The sequence below is a fragment of the Variovorax sp. GW821-FHT09B01 genome, assembly GCF_059418345.1.
Genome location: NZ_JBWKPQ010000006.1, coordinates 95,636 through 112,046 on the forward strand (window position 1 = coordinate 95,636; position 16,411 = coordinate 112,046).

Annotated in this window: 16 protein-coding genes; 3 read left to right on the plus strand and 13 right to left on the minus strand. The window is 69.6% G+C overall.

Going from position 1 to position 16,411, the window contains the following annotated elements:
* Positions 1-18: 18 nt before the first annotated feature.
* The 11 genes from AC07RV_RS19405 to AC07RV_RS19455 form a co-directional block, all read right to left on the minus strand.
* Positions 19-732, minus strand: a complete 714-nt coding sequence (locus AC07RV_RS19405) for an ABC transporter ATP-binding protein (RefSeq protein ID WP_093341355.1) — start codon at positions 730-732, stop codon at positions 19-21.
* Entirely contained in the window at positions 719-1,447 is a 729-nt protein-coding gene (locus AC07RV_RS19410) for an ABC transporter ATP-binding protein (protein WP_296789193.1), read from the minus strand. The genes AC07RV_RS19405 and AC07RV_RS19410 overlap by 14 nt, the downstream gene beginning before the upstream one ends.
* Positions 1,444-2,538 carry a branched-chain amino acid ABC transporter permease gene (locus AC07RV_RS19415; RefSeq protein ID WP_296789192.1) on the minus strand — a complete coding sequence of 365 codons (1,095 nt, stop codon included), beginning with the start codon at positions 2,536-2,538 and terminating at the stop codon, positions 1,444-1,446. The genes AC07RV_RS19410 and AC07RV_RS19415 overlap by 4 nt, the downstream gene beginning before the upstream one ends.
* Positions 2,539-2,571: 33 nt before the next feature.
* Positions 2,572-3,438: an ABC transporter permease subunit gene (locus AC07RV_RS19420; RefSeq protein ID WP_296789191.1), complete on the minus strand. Its 867-nt coding sequence runs from the start codon at positions 3,436-3,438 to the stop codon at positions 2,572-2,574.
* Between the two features lie 38 nt (positions 3,439-3,476).
* Complete coding sequence (locus AC07RV_RS19425) at positions 3,477-4,700, minus strand: urea ABC transporter substrate-binding protein (RefSeq protein ID WP_093341349.1); 1,224 nt, start codon at positions 4,698-4,700, stop codon at positions 3,477-3,479.
* A 65-nt stretch (positions 4,701-4,765) separates the two neighbouring features.
* Positions 4,766-6,166 carry an amidase gene (locus AC07RV_RS19430; RefSeq protein ID WP_203205634.1) on the minus strand — a complete coding sequence of 467 codons (1,401 nt, stop codon included), beginning with the start codon at positions 6,164-6,166 and terminating at the stop codon, positions 4,766-4,768.
* A 151-nt stretch (positions 6,167-6,317) separates the two neighbouring features.
* Positions 6,318-7,730, minus strand: coding sequence for an amidase (locus tag AC07RV_RS19435; RefSeq protein ID WP_296789190.1), 1,413 nt, complete (start codon positions 7,728-7,730; stop codon positions 6,318-6,320).
* Entirely contained in the window at positions 7,727-7,966 is a 240-nt protein-coding gene (locus tag AC07RV_RS19440; RefSeq protein WP_296789189.1) for a hypothetical protein, read from the minus strand. Before AC07RV_RS19440 ends, AC07RV_RS19435 begins: the two co-directional genes overlap by 4 nt.
* A gap of 127 nt (positions 7,967-8,093) precedes the next feature.
* On the minus strand, positions 8,094-9,029 hold the full coding sequence (locus AC07RV_RS19445) for an AraC-like ligand-binding domain-containing protein (RefSeq protein WP_296789188.1): 936 nt from the start codon (positions 9,027-9,029) through the stop codon (positions 8,094-8,096).
* Between the two features lie 156 nt (positions 9,030-9,185).
* Entirely contained in the window at positions 9,186-9,635 is a 450-nt protein-coding gene (gene rnhA, locus AC07RV_RS19450) for a ribonuclease HI (protein WP_057594204.1), read from the minus strand.
* 43 nt (positions 9,636-9,678) lie between these two features.
* Complete coding sequence (locus AC07RV_RS19455) at positions 9,679-10,464, minus strand: class I SAM-dependent methyltransferase (protein ID WP_256222384.1); 786 nt, start codon at positions 10,462-10,464, stop codon at positions 9,679-9,681.
* Here AC07RV_RS19455 and gloB point away from each other — a divergent pair.
* The 3 genes from gloB (at position 10,463) to AC07RV_RS19470 (ending at position 14,674) form a co-directional block, all read left to right on the plus strand.
* Positions 10,463-11,242: a hydroxyacylglutathione hydrolase gene (gene gloB, locus AC07RV_RS19460; protein WP_296789187.1), complete on the plus strand. Its 780-nt coding sequence runs from the start codon at positions 10,463-10,465 to the stop codon at positions 11,240-11,242. The genes AC07RV_RS19455 and gloB overlap by 2 nt on opposite strands.
* The gene (locus AC07RV_RS19465) at positions 11,239-12,825 is read left to right on the plus strand and encodes a transglycosylase SLT domain-containing protein (RefSeq protein ID WP_093341336.1); all 1,587 of its coding nucleotides are present in this window, start codon (positions 11,239-11,241) and stop codon (positions 12,823-12,825) included. The genes gloB and AC07RV_RS19465 overlap by 4 nt, the downstream gene beginning before the upstream one ends.
* Before the next feature lie 82 nt (positions 12,826-12,907).
* Entirely contained in the window at positions 12,908-14,674 is a 1,767-nt protein-coding gene (locus AC07RV_RS19470) for a monovalent cation:proton antiporter-2 (CPA2) family protein (RefSeq protein WP_296789186.1), read from the plus strand.
* A gap of 34 nt (positions 14,675-14,708) precedes the next feature.
* Here AC07RV_RS19470 and AC07RV_RS19475 read toward each other — a convergent pair whose 3' ends face one another.
* Entirely contained in the window at positions 14,709-15,548 is an 840-nt protein-coding gene (locus tag AC07RV_RS19475) for an ABC transporter permease (protein WP_057594209.1), read from the minus strand.
* Positions 15,545-16,360 carry an ABC transporter ATP-binding protein gene (locus AC07RV_RS19480; protein WP_296789185.1) on the minus strand — a complete coding sequence of 272 codons (816 nt, stop codon included), beginning with the start codon at positions 16,358-16,360 and terminating at the stop codon, positions 15,545-15,547. The genes AC07RV_RS19475 and AC07RV_RS19480 overlap by 4 nt, the downstream gene beginning before the upstream one ends.
* Between the last annotated feature and the right edge of the window lie 51 nt (positions 16,361-16,411).

Below are 16,411 nucleotides of genomic sequence, written 5' to 3' on the forward strand. Positions count from 1 at the left end.
GTCTCCTTCTTGGTTGCTTCACAGCGAGAGGTGCTCGCGCACCGCCTGCGCGTTCATGGCGCCGGGCTCGATGCGCCCGACGATGCGGCCCTTCTCCATCACATAGGCGCGCTCGCCCACGTCGAGGATGGTGTCGAGGTTCTGCTCGACGAAGAGGATGGTGGTGCCGAGGTCGCGCCGGATGGCGCGCAGCACATCGCAGATCAGCTGCACGATCGAAGGCTGGATGCCTTCCGAGGGTTCGTCGAGCAGCATCAGCGCCGGGTTGCCCACCAGCGCGCGGCCGATGGCGAGCTGCTGCTGCTCGCCGCCCGACATGGTGCCCGCGAGCTGGTCGCGCCGCTCGGCCAGGCGCGGGAAGTACTGGTAGACCAGCTCGGGCTGCTTGCGGCCGCGCGGGCCGCCGATCAGCTCGCCCACCATCAGGTTCTCGGCCACCGTCATGCGCGGGAACACCTCGCGCCCCTGCGGCACGTAACCGATGCCCAGCCGCGCGCGTGCATCGCTGGTCAGGGTCTCGATGTCGCGCCCCAGGAAGCGGATGCCGCCGCCGCGCGTGCGCAGCAGGCCCATGAGGCAGCGCATGGTGGTGGTCTTGCCCACGCCGTTGCGCCCGATCAGCGCCACGATCTCGCCCTTGCCCACTGTCAGGTCGACGCCCTGGAGGATCGGCGTGGCGCCATAGCCGGCCTGCAGGCCGCGGATCTCGAGCACGGTCTCAGTGGTGTTCATGCGTCTTCCCCAGGTAGATCTCGGCCACGCGCGGATCGGCGATCACCTCGGCGATCGAGCCCTCGGCGAACACCTTGCCGAAATGCAGCACGGTCACGCGCTGCGCGATCTGGCGGATGAAGGCCATGTCGTGCTCGACCACCAGCACCGTCATGCCCTCGGCATTGAGCTTCTGGATCAGCTCGCCGGTCTTGAAGGTCTCCTCGGGCGACAGCCCGGCCGTGGGCTCGTCCATCAGCAGCAGCACCGGCTTGAGCGCCAGCGCCATGCCGATCTCCAGCCACTGCTGCTGGCCGTGGGCCAGCTCGCCCGCGGGCTTGTCGGCATCGGCCGCGAGGTCCAGCAGCTCGAGCAGCCGGTCCTCCTCGCGCCGCAGCTCGGCCAGCCGCGCGTGGTGCTGCAGCGCGATGTGGATGTTCTGCCGCACCGGCAGTTCGCGGAACACGCTGGGCGCCTGCATCTTGATGCTCATGCCCTGCTGCACGCGCTGGTAGGGCCGCTCGTCCGTCACCTCGCGGCCCTGGAACTCGATGCGGCCCTCGCTCGCTTCGTGGGTGCCGACGATCAGCTTGAACAGCGTGCTCTTGCCCGCGCCGTTGGGCCCGATCAGGCAATGGATCTCGCCGCGGCGCACCGAGAGGTCGACCTCCGACACCGCCGAGTGGCCGCCGAAGCGCTTCGACAGGCCGTGGGTCTGCAACAAGACATCGCTCATGCGCGCACCTCCGCGGTCGTGGCTTCAGGCAGCTTCGACGGCGCCGCGGCCTTGGTTGCGCCGCGCCGCGCGAACAGCCGCCGCACCGCGTTCGCCACGCCGATCACGAAGCCCTGCGGCGCCACCATCACGGTGCACAGCAGCATCGCGCCCATCAGCAGCAGCGCCGCCTGCTGGCTGTAGACCGTCAGCGCCTGGAAGGCCCAGAGCACGAGGAAGGAACCGACCAGCGTGGCCGTGATGTCGCCGCGGCCCGAGAACGCGACCCAGACGATCGGCATCGCGGCGGCCGGCAGGCCGATGCTCGCGGGCGTGATGAACTGGCCCCAGGAGGTGTAGAGCACGCCGCTGAGGCCCGCCAGCGCGGAGCCGATGACGAAGGTGGCGAGCTGGTACTTGCGCACGTCGTAGCCGAGCAGCTCGGCGCGCTGCGGATCCTCGCGCACCGCCACCACCACGTTGCCGAAGCGCGAGTTCAGCAGGATGCGCAAGCCCAGGTAGACCACGAGGATCAGCGCCACCACCAGGTAGTACAGCGCCACGCCCTCGAAGAACAACGGCTCGCCGCCGAACCACGGGATGTTCAGCGGCGCCATGTCCTTCATGCCGTTGAAGCCGTTGAGCCGCGCGTTGCCGATGTGCCATTCGGGCCCGGCCGTCTGGCCGAGGAAGAAGGCCAGCACCAGCGTGGCCGACAGCGTGACGATGCCGAAGAACACGCCGCCCACGCGGCCCCAGATCATGAAGTAGCCGAGCACCGCCGCCGCCAGCGCGGCCAGGCCGAGGGCCAGTGCCAGCGCGAGGAAGGTGGTGCCCGACTCGCCGCCCAGGTTGGTCGCCAGCACGCCGTAGCCGTAGCCGGCCACGCCGAAGAAGAAGGTCTGGCCGAAGGACAGCATGCCGCCGTAGCCCCAGACCAGGCACAGGCCCATGGCCATGAAGGTCCAGGTCAGCAGGTAGGCCATGTTGCCGACGTCGTACGAATCGGCGACAGCCGGGTACGCGAGCACCAGGACCAGCACGGCAAGGAAGGGAAGCCAGAAGACGCGGCTGGCGCCCAGCGTCTGCGGCCCGTTGATGAGTTGGAACATGCGAGAAGGACTCCGTGCAGGGGAAGACGCCGTTCAGCGGGTGCGCCGGGCCAGCCAGCCCGACACCCCTTCGGGCAGGATGCGGATCACCACGATCACCGCCAGCAGCATCCCGATCTGGCCCACGATCTGGCCGCCCCAGCCGTTGAGGCCGGTGCGGATGACCGCGAGCAGGATGCCGGCCGGCGCGGTGCCCAGCAGCACGTTGGCGCCGCCCACCACCACCGTGACGAAGCTCTCGACCAGGAAGGCCGCGCCCATGGTCGGGATCAGGGTCATGGTCGGCGCATAGAGCGCGCCGCACAGCCCCGCGAGGCCGGCGCCGATGCCGAAGCTCAGCGCGTACACGCGGCCCACGCGCACGCCGGTGGCCTGCGCGATCGAGGCGTTCTGCATGGTGGCGCGCGCATGCACGCCGAAGCGGGTGCGCATGAAGACCAGGTAGATGCCGCCGAGCACCGCAACCGCGGCCGCGAACAGCACCAGCCGGTAGACCGAGAAGCTGTAGCCGCCCACGCTGAAGCTGCCCTCGGGCGTGCCCACGCCCGCGAGCGTGGAGCCGAACACCAGCAGCATGCCCTGCGTGACGATCAGGCTCAGGCCGAAGGTGGCGAGCAGCGAGTCGAGCGGGCGCTTGTAGAGCTTGCGCACCAGGCTCCACTCCACGGTCATGCCGATCAGGCCGGCCGCGAGCGTGCCGCACAGTTGCGCGAGCGGCAGCGGCAGCCCGCCGTGCACCAGGCCCACGGTGACGTAGGCGCCGCACATGATGAACTCGCCGTGCGCCATGTTGATCACGCCCATCATCCCGAACACCACGGCCAGGCCGGCCGCCGAGAGGATGAGGAACGCGAACACGTCGGCGAACTGGTAGAGGAAGGAGAAGATTTCGGCGAACACCGCGGCTCCCGGTCAGTGGCTGGCTGCTGCAAACGCGCTCAGGACTTCTTCGGCAGGTCCGAGGGCGTGTACTGCTTGCGGTCGTTCTTCTTCGTCAGGTCGCAGCCGATCTGGCCGAGCCAGTAGGGCTGGATGGTCCCGTAGTCCTTGAGCACCTTCACCGCATGCTTGTCGTCGACCGAGATCAGCCGCATCTGGTGCGACACGTGCTGGCTCTTGGGATCGATGCAGATCTTGCCCTCGGCCGCCTCGATGCAGGCGTCGCCGGTGGCGATCACCTTGCGCAGGTCGGCCAGCTTGGTCGACTTGGCCTTCTCGACCAGCGTCTTGTACATGTAGAGCGTGTTGTAGGCGTTGTAGCCCATGTCGTTGATGTAGGGCTCGTTCGGGAACTTGGCGTGCCAGCGCTTCTTGAACTCGGTGGCCGCGGGCGTGTCGATCTCCTCGAACCAGTTGGCCGTGGCATGCATGCGGTTGAGCGCGGGCGGCGCGAAGCGCTTGTGCTCGAAGCCCAGCATCACCTTCACCGACGAGCCCATCGGCAGGTTCAGCTTGGCGGCCGCGGCCTGCTCGAAGAAGGAGTCCTGCGCCGCGCCCACGTTGAGCATCAGCAGCCAGTCGGGCTTGGCCTTCTGGATGTTCTGGATCGTCTGCGCGAACTGCGACACGCCCAGCGGGATGAACTCCTCGCCCACCACGGTGCCGCCCAGGTCCTTGAGGATGGTGCGGTTCCACTCGGCGGAGATCTGGCCGAAGTTGTAGTCGGCCGCCACCACGTAGACCTTCTTGCCGAAGGTCTGGACCATGTAGGGGATCAGCGTGGAGAACTGCTGCTCGGGCACCGCGCCCATGCTGATCATGTTGGCGTCGCACACGCCGCCCTCGTACTGGTTGGTATAGAAGTACGGCGTCTGCGTGCGGTCGACGATCGGGCGCACCGCCTCGCGCGAGGCCGAGGTGATGCCGCCGATCAGCAGGTCGACCTTGTCCTTGCTCAGCAGGCGCCGCGTGAACTCCTGGTAGCGCGCGTTGTCGCCCTGCGGATCGAGATGGATCAGCTCGATCTGGCGGCCCATGATGCCGCCGGCCTTGTTGATCTCCTCCACGGCCAGCAGCGAGCCGTTGAGCTTGGGCTTGCCGAGCACGGCGAGGTCGCCCGAGACGTCTTCCATCAGACCGATCTTCAGCGGATCGGCGGCCATCGCCGAGGTGGCCAGCGCCAGCGTGCAGCCCAGGGAGAGAAGCGCATTGCGTAGTGTCATGGTGGTGCTTTCGAGGGAAGAGAAAAAGAACGAGGGAGAACGAAGAAAGGGGAAGCCCGCGGCGCTCACAGCGCGGGATGGCGGCGGTGCCAGTCGGTGAGCTGCTGGAAGGCCGCGCCGGCGCGCACCAGCAGCGCCTCGTCGAAGTGGCGCGACACGAACTGGAAGGCCACCGGCATGCCCGCGGGCGTGAAGCCGCCGGGCAGCGTGATCGTGGGGCTGCCGGTCATGTCGAAGGGGCAGGTGTAGCGCAGCATCGCGGCCATCAGCTCGGCGTCGACACCCATCTGCGCCATGCGCTCCATGGTCGGCGAGGCGATGCCGGTGGCCGGGATCAAGAGCAGGTCGATGTCCTCGAACATCGCGCGCACGCGGCCGCTGAAGTCGTGGCGGTGCAGCACGATCTTCTGGTAGTCGGTGCCGCTTTGCGCCAGCCCCAGCTCGATCAGGCCGGCCACGGCCGGGCCGTACATCTCCTTGCGCGCCGGATAGGTCTTCTCGTGCACCACCGCGGCCTCGATGCCGCACAGCGGGAACCAGTCGGCCAGCGCCTGTGCCGGATCGGGAAAGCGCACCTCGCGCAGTTCGCCGCCCAGCGTCTTCACCGCGGCGACGGCGGCATCGAAGACCTCGCGCGTCGGCGCGTCCACGCCCTCGGTGGCCCAGCGCAGGTCGATGCCCACGCGCAGCCCGGCCAGGCCCCGGCCGATGTCGGCCAGGTAGTCGGGCACCGGCAGCAGGCTGGCGGTGGGATCGTTCGCGTCGGCGCCCGCGATGGCGCCGAGCATCGCGCCGGCATCGGCCGCGCTGCGCGTCATCGGGCCGATGTGGTCGAGCGTGGCGGCGAGCTCGAAGGCGCCGTGGCGGCTCACCCGGCCCCAGGTCGGCTTCAGGCCCGTGAGGCCGTTGGCGGCCGAGGGAAAGCGGATCGATCCTCCCGTGTCGGTGCCCAGCGAGCCGTAGCACAGGCCCGCCGCGGTGGCCACGCCCGAGCCGCTGGACGACACGCCCGGCCAGTGCGCCGCGTTCCACGGATTGACCGGCGGCGACACGCTCGGATGGTGGTCGGCATAGGCGCTCTCGGTGAGCTGCAGCTTGCCGAGGATCGGCGCGCCGGCCTCGCGCAGCTTGCGCACCACGGTGCCGTCGACCTCGGGCACGAAGTCCTGGTAGAGCGTCATGCCGGCGGCCGTGGGCACGCCCGCGGTCCAGCACAGGTCCTTCACCGCCACCGGCACGCCGTGCAGCGGGCCGCGCGATTCGCCGCGCGCGATCTCGGCGTCGGCGCGCTTGGCCTCGGCCAGCGCCGAGTCGGCCATCACGCGCACATAGCTGCGCAGGCCGCCGTCGACCTGCCCGATGCGGTCGAGCTGGGCCTGCGTGACCTCGACGCTCGAGAGTTCCTTCGACTGGATCAGGCGGCCGACTTCGAGCAGTTCGAGGTAGTGCAGATCGGTGTTCGGCATGGTGTGGAGGCTCCGTTCGTTGGGGATGGAAAAGGGGTCGGCCTGTAGGAAGACGCCGACATCGAAGGTATAGAAGCGCCGCCTTGGCGGCTTGGCTCGCAGCGCCATCGCGATGTGCTGGCGCGGCCAGTCGGTGGGTGGGTTGGCGCTTTCAGGCCAGCGCGGGAGCGCGGCGGTGGAAATCGGTGGCCTGCTGGAATGCATGGCCCGCGCGCAGCAGCGCGGCCTCGGCGAAGGGCCGGCCGATCAGCTGCATGCCGATCGGCAGGCCGTCGGGATCGAAGCCGCAGGGCACGTTGAGCGAGGGCAGCCCCGTGAGGCTGGCCACGCCGGTGAACTGCATGATCGCGGACAGCATGTCCTCGGGCCGGCCCGGCTCGATCTCCACGCTGGTTTCGCCGATGCGCGTGGCCGCGAAGGGCAGCGAGGGACAGACGAACACGTCGACGCGGCGGAAGGCCTCGAGGAATTCGGCGCGCAACAAGGCACGGTAGCGCTGCGCCTGCAGGTAGTGGGTGGCCAGCAGCATCTCGCCGGCCTCGAGCAGGGTGCGCACGTCGTCGCCGTAGTCGCCGGGCCGCTCGCGCAGGCTGCGCTGGTGGTAGGTGCTGGGCTCGGCCGACTCGATGGTGAGCTGGGCCGAGATGTTGCCGTGGATGTGGCCGATGTCGACCTCGACCACCTGCGCGCCGAGTTCGACGAAGGCCGCGATCGCGGCCTGCACGGCGTCGTGCACCGGTGCCTGCAGGTGCTCGAAGAAGTAGCCCGGCACGATGCCGATGCGCAGGTGGCGGCAGCCACCCTCGAGGTCCTGCAGGTAGTCGTCCACCGCGCGCGGCGCACTGGCCGCGTCCTTCGGATCGAAGCCCGCGATGGCGCCGAACATCAGCGCGCAGTCCTCCACGCTGCGGGCCATCGGGCCCACCGTGTCCATGCTCCAGGCCAGCGGGATCACGCCGTGGTTGCTGACCCGGCCATAGGTGGGCCGCAGCCCGACGATGCCGTTGATGGCCGAGGGCAGCCGGATCGAGCCGCCGGTGTCGGTGCCGATGGCGCCGAAGCACAGCCGCGCGGCCACTGCCACGGCCGAGCCGCCGCTGGAGCCGGCCGGGAAGCGATCGGTGTCCCACGGGTTGCGCACCGCGCCGTAGTGCGGGTTGGCCGAAGTGCCGCCCCAGGCGAACTCGTGCATGTTGGTCTTGCCGATGAAGACCGCACCGGCCTGGCGCAACCGTGTGGCGACAGTGGCGTCGGCCTCGGGCACCCAGTCGGCCAGCAGCTTGCTGCCGGCCGTGGTGCGGCTGCCGCGCAGCGCGACGTTGTCCTTGAGCGCCAGCGGCACGCCATGCAGAGGTCCGAGCTCGTGGCCCGCGGCCGACAGCATCTCGGCCGCGCGCGCGACCTGCAGCGCCTGTTCCTCGAACACGGTGATGAAGGACTTGAGCACGCCGTCGTGGGCGCGGATGCGCGCGAGCGAGGCCTCGACCAGTTCCACGGGCGAGACCTTGCGCGCGCGCACCAGGCGCGCGGCTTCGGCCAGCCCCAGGTTCGCGATGTCGTTCATGCGCCCTCCTCCGGCAGCTCGTGCGCATGCGTGAAGGCCGTGACCGGCATCAGCGCCTGCCGCGCGGGATCGCTCATCTGCGCGCTGAGCGCATTGGCGGCGGGGATCCAGGCCTGCAGCACGGCATCGACCGCGGCCAGCCGCTCGGGGCTCAGGTCGAGGCCGGCGCAGCGCGCCAGCGCGGCGGCGTCGATCGCCGGCGGGGCATCGGAGGGGGCGGATGAGGGGGAAGGCATCGTCGTTTCCTTGCGTGAAGCGCCCGTCTGGGGGCTGGCTTCACGATAGGCAACGACGCGGTTCGCGGCTTGGCTGCGCCTGCCATCGCGATGGGCTGGAACCGCCAGCCGCGGCGGACGGCCGTGCTCAGTGGCGGCGCAGCAGGGTCTGCGGCGTCACGCCGTAGGCCTTCTTGAACACGCGGCAGAAATGCGAGAGGTCGCTGAAGCCGTGCTGGAACGCGGCCTGCGTGACCTGCCGCACCCGGCCTTCGCTGAGCGCCGCATGGCTGGCCTCGAGCCGCTGCTTCCACAGGTGCTGGATCGGCGTGCTGCCGTACTCGGCGAACACGCGCGCCAGCGTGCGCGCCGACACGTGCTGCGCCGCGGCGATCTGCTCCACGTCGAGCTCGCAGTCGTCGAGATGCGCGGCGATGTACTCGCGCGTGCGCTGGTAGAGCTGGGCATGCGAGGACAGCGCGGCCTCGGCGCCGTCGCTCTGCACCTGCAGCACGGCCGAGAGCATGTCGAGCATCGAGCCCGCGAGGCTGGCCTCCATGGCCTCGCTGCCCGAGAGCTCGAGGCTCGCCGCCTCGCGGATCATGTGGCCGAGCAGCCGCGCCGTGGGATGGCCCTCGGCCAGGTGCATCGCCGTGAGGTTGTGGGCCTCGGGAAAGCGGCACAGCAGTTGCCGGCGCGGAATGCGAACCAGCAGCGTGGACTCGGGCGCGAGGTCGAAGCTGAAGGGCCGCGCGGCGTCGTAGAGCACGATGTCGCCGTTGCGCTGCACCACTTCCCGCCCCGACTGCGAAAGCACGCCGTGGCCCGACACCATCAGGCTCAGCATGAAGTCCTCGTTGGGGCCGCTGCGCAGGTGCTGGGCATCGCGCTCCCAGACATGGCGCGGCGACGACATCTCGGCCAGCGCGAGCTTGCCGAGCGAGCGCAGCCTGAAGCGCGCGTTGAAATGCTGGCGGTCGGGCACCACGCTCTTGGCCGGGATCAGGTGCTGGCAAACCACGTCGCTCCAGTACGCAAAGCGCTGGGCGTCGTCGACCGTGTCGGTGGAGTAGTCGATGTGCATGCTGCGAGCGAAGGGTTGGAAACCATCTCGCGATGGCCATCGCAACGCCTCAAGCAACATCCATGCCCTTGCCGAGGCCTGCCCGCGCACTCTAGCGTGCGGGCCCCGCTTCCCTCTGAGGGCTGACCCGTAGTCTCCGCGTGTTCAGCCGCGCGCTCAGCCGCGGCCGAGCGCCTTGTCCACGCCCTTGTTGGCCAGCATGTCGGCGCGCTCGTTGCCCGGGTCGCCCGAATGGCCCTTGACCCAGCGCCACTCGATGGCGTGGCCGCCCTCCTGCACCAGCTTGTCCAGCCGCTGCCAGAGCTCGACGTTCTTCACCGGCTGCTTGGTCGAGGTGAGCCAGCCCTTGGCCTTCCAGCCGCGGATCCACTCGGTGATGCCCTGGCGCACGTACTGGCTGTCGAGGTAGAGCGTGACCTTGCAGGGCCGCTTGAGCGCGGCCAGGCCCTCGATCACGGCCGTGAGCTCCATGCGGTTGTTGGTGGTGTTCAGCTCGCCGCCGAACAGCTCCTTCTCGGTGGGGCCCGACTTGAGCCAGGCGCCCCAGCCCCCGGGGCCGGGATTGCCCTTGCAGGCACCATCGGTGTAGATCACGACTTCGTTCAAGCTCTCTGTTCCTTCATTTCTTCACTGTCGATATTCATTCACGTCATTCGCCGTCGGCGCGGCGTCCCTGCCGGTGCACCTTGCCCGCGATCGGCACCGGCGCCGTGGCGCGGGCACTGGCGCGGCGCCACTCGGGGCTCAAGAGGCGCATGCCGCGCACGCGCTTGACCGCCACCAGGAAGTAGGCCGCGCCGAAGATCGGCCACCAGCGCTCGCCGGCCACGTCCATCCAGCGGCTGCGCTCGAGCCAGGCCTCGCTGCGCGCGGACGGCCGGTAGACGCCGAAGCGGCCCGACTCGACCTCGAAGCTCAGCAGGCGCAGCCAGTCGCGCATGCGCCAGTAGCCGATGAACTCGCCGCCCTCGGGCAGGAAGAGTTCGCCGAAGCCCAGGCGCCGGTACAGGTGCGCGCGGCGCTGCCGCATGCCCCAGAGGCTGGTCGGGTTGAGCCCGCAGATCACCACCCGGCCCTCGGGCACCAGCACCCGCTCGACCTCGCGCAGCGTGGCGTGCGGATCGGGGCTGAGCTCGAGCGCATGCGGCAGCACCACGAGGTCGAGGCTGTTGGCCGCGAACGGCAGCGCCGCGAAATCGGTCAGCAGCACGGCCTGCGGCGCATGCGCGAGGTGCGCCGGGTCGTCGAGCGCCAGCCAGCGGTGCGGCATGCGGTTGGCGCGCAGGCCCTCGACCTGGGCGGCCCCGAGCTGCAGCGCGTGGTAGCCGAAAACGTCGGCCACGGCCTGGTCGAACTGGGCTTGTTCCCAGGCGAGAAGGTAGCGTCCGGGGGGGGTCGCGAACCACTCCTGCAAACCTATAATTTGACCGCTCATGACCCTCGTTCCGCTGCCCGCCTTCGCCGACAACTACATCTGGATGCTGCAGGACGGGTCCAACGCGATCGTGGTGGACCCGGGCGATGCCCGGCCGGTGCTCGACGCACTGGCAAGCGGCAAGCTGCAACTGGCCGCGATTCTAGTCACGCACCATCACGCCGATCACACGGGCGGCGTGGCCGAGCTGCGCGCCGCCACCGGCGCCGCGGTGTGGGGTCCGAGGCACGAGCGCATCCCCGAGCCCTATGCCCCGCTGGTGCAGGGCGACCGGGCCGAGGCGCTGGGTCTGCGCTTCGAGGTGATCGACGTGCCGGGCCACACGGCCGGCCACATCGCCTACTTCCTGCCGGCCACCGAGGGCCGTGCACCGCTGCTGTTCTGCGGCGACACTCTGTTCTCGGGCGGGTGCGGGCGCCTGTTCGAGGGCACGCCCGCGCAGATGCTGGCCTCGCTCGACGCGCTCGCCGCGCTGCCCGGCGACACCCGCGTATGCTGCGCCCACGAATACACACTTTCTAACCTGCGCTTCGCCCAGGCGGTGGAACCCGGCAACACCGACCTGACTCAGTACCGGGCGCATTGCGAAAGCCTGCGCGCCCAGGGCGAGCCCACGCTGCCATCGCAGCTGGCCCTCGAACGCCGGATCAACCCCTTTCTTCGCAGCCGCGAAGCCACTGTCCTTCGAGCGGTGCGCGCGCATGCCGAGCTGTCCCCCGAGGCGGGCGAAGCCGACGTGTTCGCGGCGCTGCGCCAATGGAAAAACGACTTCCGATGAAACTCACCGCTGCCGCCTGCCTTGCAGGCATCCTGTTGCTCGCCGGCTGCGCGGGCACCGGCACCCCCTCTTCCTCGTCTTCCTCCCCTTCCCCCTCCTCTCCCCCCACCGCCGGCGGCACCGGCGCCGCCGCCAGCCGGGCCGCGCCCATCTACCCGAGCGGCCAGCTCGCCCCGATCGCCAGCAGCGAAGCGCGCTCGCAGAGCGTGGTCACGCTGGCCCCGCCGGCCGACATGTGGGACCGCATCCGCCGCGGCTTCAAGATGCCCGACCTCGACAGCGACCTGGTGCGCGATCGCGAGCAGTGGTATGCGAGCCGGCCCGACTACATCCAGCGCATGACCGAGCGCTCGAACAAGTACATCTTCCACATCGTCGAGGAACTCGAGCGGCGCAACATGCCCACCGAGCTGGCACTGCTGCCCTACATCGAGAGCGCGTTCAACCCGCAGGCCGTGTCGAGCGCGCGCGCCGCCGGCATGTGGCAGTTCATGCCGGCCACCGGCACCGACTTCGACCTCAAGCAGAACATCTTCCGCGACGACCGCCGCGACGTGGTCGCCTCCACGCGCGCCGCGCTCGACTACCTGCAGAAGCTCTACAACATGTTCGGCGACTGGCAGCTCGCGCTGGCCGCCTACAACTGGGGCGAAGGCAGCGTGAGCCGCGCCATCGCCAAGAACCAGCGCCTGGGCCTGCCCACCACCTACAGCGACCTCACGATGCCGGCCGAGACCCGCATGTACGTGCCCAAGCTGCAGGCGGTGAAGAACATCGTGGCCAACCCGCAGGCCTTCAACGCCGAGCTGCCGGTGATCGCCAACCACCCCTACTTCCAGACCGTGCCGCTCACGCGCGACCTCGACGTGGAACTGGCCGCCAAGCTCGCCGACGTGCGCATCGAGGACTTCCGCGCGCTCAACCCGGCGGCCCACAAGCCGGTGCTGATCGCCGCCGGCACCTCCGAGATCCTGCTGCCCTGGGACAACGCCGCCGTGTTCCAGCGCAACTTCGACGCCTACACGCAGGGCCAGTACGCGAGCTGGACCGCCTGGGTCGTGCCCAACACCATGACCGTGGCCGATGCCGCGCAGCGCGCCGGCATGAGCGAGTCGGACCTGCGCGCGCTCAACAATGTGCCGCCGCGCATGCTGATCAAGGCCGGCTCCACGCTGATCGTGCCGCGCGGCGCGCGCGTCAAGGAGGACGTGGCGGCGGTGGTGGCCGACAGCGGCCACCTGAGCTTCCAGCCCGAGATCGTCACGCGCCGCACCACCGTCAAGGCCGGGCGCAGCGACAACGTGGCGAGCATCGCGCGGCGCTACAACCTGCGGCCCGCGAACGTCGCCGAGTGGAACGACGTCAAGCCCAACCATGCCTTCAAGCGCGGCATCAGCGTGGTGGTCTACCTGCCGGTGCGCGCCGCCCCGGCCGCGCGCGTCGGCAGCGGTGCCGGTCCGCGCGCACGCCCGGTCGCGCAGGTCAAGCGCGGCAGCAACGTGAGCAAGGTGCCGGCCAGCGCGCCGAGCAAGCAGGTGGTGCGCGAGAAGCGCGGCGGCACGCCCTCGAAGAAGAAGCGCTGAAGAAGCACCGAAGTGGCGGCAAGGCCGGCGCATCGCCTTTCGCGGCGCCGGTCATGAATAACTAGATCAGGAGGGCCACGACATGGCAGTGGAAGGAAGCGCGGGCGATCTCGTCAAGGTCGTCACGCTGTTGGGGGCCGCGGTGGTCGCGGTGCCGCTGTTCAAGCGCATCGGGCTCGGCTCGGTGCTCGGCTACCTGGCCGCGGGGCTGGCCATCGGCCCGTTCGGCTTCGGCCTCTTCACCGATCCGCAGACCATCCTGCACACGGCCGAGCTCGGCGTGGTGATGTTCCTGTTCGTGATCGGCCTCGAGATGCGGCCCTCGCACCTGTGGAGCATGCGGCGCGACATCTTCGGCCTCGGCAGCCTGCAGGTGGTGGTCTGCGGCATCCTGCTGACCGGCGTGGGCATGGCCTTCGGCTTCCCGCTCGCCGTGTCCTTCGTCTGCGCGATGGGCTTCGTGCTGACCTCCACCGCCATCGTGATGCAGCTGCTCGGCGAACGCGGCGACATCGCGGCGCCGCGCGGCCAGAAGATCGTCGCCGTGCTGCTGTTCGAGGACCTGCTGATCGTGCCGCTGCTGGCCATCGTGGCCTTCATCGCGCCGCCCGACGCCACGCAGCACGTGGTCGAGGCCGGCTCGCGCTGGATCGGCGTGGGCATCGCGCTGGCCGCGCTCGCGGCGCTGGTGGCGGCCGGCATCTGGCTCTTGAACCCGCTGTTCCGCGTGCTCGCCAATTCGAAGGCGCGCGAGGTCATGACCGCCGCCGCGCTGCTGGTGGTGCTGGGCGCCGCGCTGCTGATGCAACTCGGTGGCCTTTCGATGGCCATGGGCGCCTTCATCGCGGGCGTGCTGCTGTCCGAATCCACCTTCCGCCACCAGCTCGAGGCCGACATCGAGCCCTTCCGCGGCCTGCTGCTCGGGCTGTTCTTCATCGGCGTGGGCATGTCGCTCGACCTCGCGGTGGTGGCGCGCAACTGGCAGCTGATCCTGGCCGGCGTGCTGTCGATGATGGTGGTGAAGTCGCTGTGCATCTACGCGGTGGCGCGGCTCGCGAAGAGCTCGCGCGCCGACGCGCTCGACCGCGCGGTGCTGATGGCCCAGGGCGGCGAGTTCGCCTTCGTGCTGTTCTCCTCCGCGCTCGCCGCGGGCGTCATCAGCCCGGTGGTCAACGCCAACATGACGGCGGTGGTGGTGCTCTCGATGGCGCTCACGCCGCTGGTGGTGCTCGCGCACCGCCGCTTCGCGCCGGCCGTGGCCGAGTCCATGGACGGCATCGACAAGGCCGAGGACCTGGTCGGCAACGTGCTGGTGATCGGCTTCGGCCGCTTCGGCCAGATCGCGATCCAGGGCGCGCTGGCGCGCGGCGCCTCGATCGCGATCATCGACACCGACACCCAGGTGATCCGCGATGCCGCCCTGTTCGGCTTCAAGGTCTACTACGGCGACGGCTCGCGCGCCGACGTGCTGCATGCCGCCGGCGCCCACAGCGCGCGCGTCATCATGGTCTGCGTGAACGACAAGGCCGCCACCACGCGCATCGTCGAGCTGCTCAAGGCCGAGTTCCCGCATGCGCAACTGCTGGTGCGCGCCTACGACCGCGAGCACATGCTCGAGATCGGCAAGCTCAACGTCGACTTCCAGATCCGCGAGACCTTCGAATCGGCGATGGCCTTCGGCCGCCAGGGCGTGCTGGCGCTCGGCGCCTCCGACACCGAGGCCGACGAGGTGATCGGCGAGCTGCGGCGGCGCGACGCGGAGCGCCTGGTGCTCGAGATGGCCGGCGGCATCTTCGCGGGCCGCGCGCTGGTGCAGGTGAACACCGAGGCGCACGGCAAGAACACCTGAGCGCGCCCGAGTTCGTTCTCGAGCCGCGCGCGGTTCAGAGCTTCTCGGTCTCGCCGCTGCGCGGCTGCCACTTCATGAGCCGCTTCTCGATCAGGCCCACCAGCGCGTCGAGCGCGAGCGCGAAGGCCGTCAGCACCACGATGCCCGCGAACACGGTGTTGACGTCGAAGGTGCCCTCGGCCTGCAGGATCAGGTAGCCGACGCCGCGCGCCGAGCCCAGGTACTCGCCCACCACCGCGCCCACGAAGGCCAGGCCCACCGAGGTGTGCAGGCTCGAGAACACCCAGCTGGTCGCGCTCGGCAGGTAGACGGTGCGCAGCAGCTGGCGCTGGTTGGCGCCCAGCATGCGCGCATTGGCCAGCACCACCGGGCTCACCTCGCGCACGCCCTGGTAGACGTTGAAGAACACGATGAAGAACACCAGCGTGACGGCCAGCGCCACCTTGCTCCAGATGCCGAGGCCGAACCACAGCGCGAAGATCGGCGCGAGGATCACGCGCGGCATCGAGTTGGCGGCCTTGATGTAGGGGTCGAGGATCAGGCTCGCGGTGGGCGCGAGCGCGAGCCACAGGCCGCAGCCCAGGCCCAGCACGGTGCCGATGCCGAAGGCCAGCACGGTCTCGAGCAGCGTGGTGCCCAGGTGCAGGTAGATGTCGGCATTGCCCTTGAGCCCGTCGGGGAACAGCGGGTTCGCCGGCACCTCGAAGGGCAGGAACCAGCTCCAGATGCGGCCGGCCACCTGGATCGGCTCGCCGAGGAAGAAGGCCACCTGCTGATTGCGCGAGGCCAGGTGCCAGCCCACGAGGATCACGACCAGCAGCACCAGCTGCCAGAAGCGCGCGTTGCGTTCGTTGAGGGCCAGGCGCGACATCATGCGGCCTTCTTCAGTTGCTGCGCGTAGCCCTTGAGCACCTCGTCGCGCAGCACCTCCCAGATCTGGGTGTGCAGCTCGACGAAGCGCGGCTGGGTGCGCACCTCGGCCACGTCGCGCGGGCGCGGCAGGTCGATCTCGAACTCGCCGATCGGATGGGTGGCGGGCCCGGCCGAGAGCACCACCACGCGATCGCTCATCGCGATCGCTTCGTCGAGGTCGTGGGTGATGAACAGCACGGCCTTCTTCTTCGCGCTCCAGAGATCGAGCACCTCGTTCTCCATCAATTGCCGGGTCTGGATGTCGAGCGCGCTGAAGGGCTCGTCCATCAGGATGATGTCGGGGTCGAGCACCAGCGTCTGCGCCAGCGCCACGCGCTTGCGCATGCCGCCCGAGAGCTGGTGCGGATAGCGGTCGCCGAAGCCCGAGAGGCCCACGCGCGCGAGCCAGGCCTCGGCCTCGCGGCGCGCCTGTGCATCGGCCATGCCGCGGTATTGCAACCCGACCATCACGTTGTCGATGGCGCTGCGCCAGGGCATCAGCGCCTCGGTCTGGAACATGTAGCCCGCGCGCGCGTTGATGCCCGCGAGCGGCTGGCCGAACACCTTGACCGTGCCGGACGAGGGCTGCAGCAGCCCCGCGCCGATGTTGAGCAGGGTCGACTTGCCGCAGCCCGTGGGACCGACCACCGACACGAACTCGCCGGCGCGCACGCGCAAGGTGGTGTCGGCCACCGCGGTGTAGCGCTGGCCGGGGTCGTCCTTCGAATGGAAGATGCAGCTGATCGAGAGGAGTTCGAGTGCGTGGTCGGACATGGCGGAACTGGATGTCGAGCGAAGTGCGTCCCCCAGAAAAAACCCGGCCGA